This is a genomic window from Lyngbya sp. CCY1209 (assembly GCF_055795065.1).
In genome coordinates, this window is record NZ_JAYFER010000288.1 from 1 (window position 1) to 3,618 (window position 3,618).

Genomic DNA, 3,618 nt, shown 5'->3' on the forward strand with positions numbered 1-3,618 from the left:
TTCACATTGTTAGCAATCGGAAACTATTGGTAAATCGTCGCGCCCCCAAACCCCCAATTCTGGGGGCTTTGAGTGGAACGATTTTTTTCCGGAATCATTTCACATTGTTATACTTGATTGAGTCCACTTGAGTGGACTTTTGCTATTAGCCTTGAAATTTATTTCAAGGCGGTTGGCTGGGCGACAAGACCAGTTCAAACCCGATCCGACCATTTTTCCAAAGCCAAATCCAGCAGGGATTCTAGAGAGCGATCGTAATTTTCAACTTGAGACGAAAATTTTATATTCGTTTCTATTTCCCACATTTTATTATTCATTTTTTCAAGCTCTATTTCTTCATATAATAGCGCTTTATTTTTTCTCGCATCATTGCGGATTCTACGAGCCTCTCTAAAATATTTTTCGCCCATAACTTTTGTGACTGGCAATGAAATGCGATACAATTTGTTTCCAATATACCCATCCCAATGAAACCCCCCATATGTTCCTCGATCACCTTTTTGAATTGCATCAATTATCCTTTGTATATTTCTCTTGGCTCGATTAATTTCCGTTCCCACGCCCCGGGATACATAACCCTCAATCAAAGCGCGATCCTGCCAGTCCGTCCAAATCCTCGCCCGACCGATTCTCGGACTCTCGCCCATTTTGTAGGGTATCCAGAGAAACAATATAATTTCATCCTTGTACGCCATAAACTCGGCGCAAAACTTACTATTCTTGGCCGTTCCATTTCCATATTTTATGCTGTTCGCCGATGCGATCTCCTGCATCCGGTTATCAAATAATAAAAGTTTCTCCCGAATTTCCAATATCTTTTGCTGCTGGCTGGGTTCGCACTTATTCAGAAGCTTGGCGAGGGCGGGCGGTATGGGAGGTAAATCTAAATCCGTTTTGGGTTTTTGATACGGGATTTTGACTTGTGAAACGGTGTCGCTGTCAACATCTCGCAGGCGGAGATAGAATTTATCTCGACTTTCAATAACTGAAAATTCTAAAAACTGAAAATCGAGGGTGTGATATTTTTTGTCCGTGAAATTATCGCGGTGGAAGCTGGGGGCGATCGCGATCAATTGCACGGGTTTGTCATAATCCACGCGATCGCCAAACGGTTTGTCCTCCAACAGGGCATCATAATAACGGGTCAATTGTTGGACGATGCCCCGATCTTCCGCATTCTTCAACTCCAACACGAACAATTTTTTGCGATCGCCCACCGCCAAGATGTCGCATCGTTGACTTTCGACGTTGTATTGTTGTGCCAAAGGCGTGATGTCAAATAATTGTCCTAAATTTTGATATAAAAAATTTTCCAGGGCTTCTTCATTGACAAAGCCCCACTCGCTCCCATTTTTCTGCAATAGATGTCCGTCAAACATACCCGATCGATAACTCAATGGCGATTGTTGTTGCGCTTTAGCCCCGGAAGCGCTAAAGCGCAACAACGGAGGGTTTTGATGGCTGTTGTTGGGCTTGAGTCCTAAAATGACTGAATCGGGTTTTTGGGATTTCCACAAAAAAGCGATCGCCTCCCTTGCTTTTCCATCCATCTCGATCCATCATAATAGATAGAAAAAGCGGTAAGATAGCCAAGGTATAGCGCTGTATGCTCTGTGTTGACAGTTTCATTCGAGGGAAAAACCTTACAACCCTGATGACAAAGCGGTTTCTATTCCCCACACCCCACACCCCACACCCCACACCCTGCGCGCAGCGCCATATCTCCCAAACTCGATGAAATTTAATCCGCTGGAATAGCATCTGATGACACTCGAAAAACCGCTCGGTTCTGTAATTCAAGGTTCCTTGACGAAAGGGTTGGAGGTGCGGCTGCACCCGGATGTTTCCGTCGAGGAAATGCGCGTCGGGAAATTCCTGGTGGTGCGCGGGGTGCGATCGCACTTTTTCTGTCTCCTCACGGACGTTTCCCTCGGCACCGCCAGCGCCCGCATTCTCAGCAACCCCCCCCGTCCGGAAGATGACTTCCTGCAAGCCGTTTTAGCCGGAAACAGCACCTACGGAACTATTGAATTGAGTCCGATGTTGATGCTGAATCGGGAGGTGTCGGAATTTCACAACGCCGAACCGAAACGAAACGGCAACGGCGCCGCCTCCTTCCAAGCCAACACCAACGCGGCGGACTTTGAACTGCTGCCGGTGAAAACCATCCCCTCCCACTTCTCCCAGGTTTACGAAGCCAGCGAACGGGATTTTCGGATTATTTTCGGTTGGGAGGATGACCCCCAGCGGCGCAATTTTGCGATCGGAGAACCCATCGATATGCCGGTTCCGGTGTGTCTGGACCTCGATCGCTTCGTCGAACGCAGCAACGGCATTTTCGGGAAGTCGGGGACGGGAAAATCCTTCCTCACCCGCCTATTATTATCGGGCATTATCCGCAAAAAAGCCGCCGTTAACCTGATTTTCGATATGCACTCGGAATACGGCTGGGAGGCGGTTTCGGAGGGGAAAAAATTCAACACCGTCAAGGGACTGCGACAACTGTTTCCCGGACAGGTGGAGGTTTACACCCTCGATCCCGAATCCACCCGCCGCCGGGGGATTCGCGACGCCCAGGAATTGTATTTGAGTTACAAACAGATCGAGGTTGAAGATCTGAATTTGGTGCAGCGGGAGTTGAATTTGTCGGAGGCGAGTCTCGATAGTGCCAATATTCTCCGCAGCGAATTTGGGACGGATTGGATCTCGCAATTGCTGGCAATGACGAATGAGGAAATCCAGCTTTTCTGCGACGAACGCCGCGGCCACAAGGGCTCGATCATGTCCCTGCAGCGGAAGTTGATGCGGATGGATAATCTCAAATATATGCGCCCGACTTGTCCGTTTAATTATATCGATCGCATCCTGCAATCCCTCGACGCCGGAAAGCACGTTATCGTTGAGTTCGGTTCCCAGTCGGATATGCTGTCTTATATGCTGGTGACGAATATGATCACCCGCCGCATTCACCAGGCTTATGTGCGGAAGGCGGAGACGTTTTTGGCCTCGAAAAATCCCAGCGATCGCCCTTTACCTTTGGTGATTACAATTGAGGAGGCGCACCGGTTTCTCGATCCGGCGATCGTGCGATCGACGATTTTCGGCACCATCGCCCGAGAAATGCGAAAATATTTTGTCACCCTATTAGTGGTGGATCAGCGTCCGTCCGGGATCGATTCCGAGGTGATGTCCCAAGTCGGAACCCGCATCACGGCACTATTAAATGATGAAAAGGATATCGATGCCATTTTTACCGGGGTTTCGGGCAGTCACAGTTTGCGATCGGTGCTCGCGAAGCTGGACTCGAAGCAGCAGGCGTTGGTGTTGGGACACGCCGTCCCCATGCCGGTGGTGATCCGCACCCGGCCCTACGACGAGACATTTTACCGCGAAATTGGGGCGACGGATTGGCAGGAAATGCCGGACGAGGCGGTATTTGAGGCGGCGACTACCGCCCTGGACGATCTGGGATTTTAATTGGGAAGTCAACGCGGTTTTTGATTCGATGAGATCCGGATGATCCCCCATGATCCCCCTTAAGAAGGGGGACTTTGAGCGCAATTCTCCCCTCTTCCTCCCCCCTTACAAAGGGGGGCCGGGGGGGATCTTCACCTTTTT

General features: G+C 49.5%; 2 protein-coding genes. One reads left to right on the forward strand and one right to left on the reverse strand.

What is annotated here, in order from left to right:
* Nucleotides 1-194 precede the first annotated feature (194 nt).
* Entirely contained in the window at nucleotides 195-1,550 is a 1,356-nt protein-coding gene (locus tag AC0QHF_RS08475) for a PDDEXK family nuclease (protein WP_324703769.1), read from the reverse strand.
* Nucleotides 1,551-1,764: 214 nt separating this feature from the next.
* Between AC0QHF_RS08475 and AC0QHF_RS08480 the strand changes: the two genes are divergently transcribed.
* The gene (locus AC0QHF_RS08480) at nucleotides 1,765-3,477 is read left to right on the forward strand and encodes an ATP-binding protein (protein ID WP_324703770.1); all 1,713 of its coding nucleotides are present in this window, start codon (nucleotides 1,765-1,767) and stop codon (nucleotides 3,475-3,477) included.
* Nucleotides 3,478-3,618: the final 141 nt, after the last annotated feature.

Bases quoted from the DNA above. Each gene is read 5' to 3' on its own strand.
- AC0QHF_RS08475 (WP_324703769.1), bottom strand. From the start codon at position 1,550: ATGGATGGAAAAGCAAGGGAGGCGATCGCTTTTTTGTGGAAATCCCAA.
- AC0QHF_RS08480 (WP_324703770.1), top strand. From the start codon at position 1,765: ATGACACTCGAAAAACCGCTCGGTTCTGTAATTCAAGGTTCCTTGACG.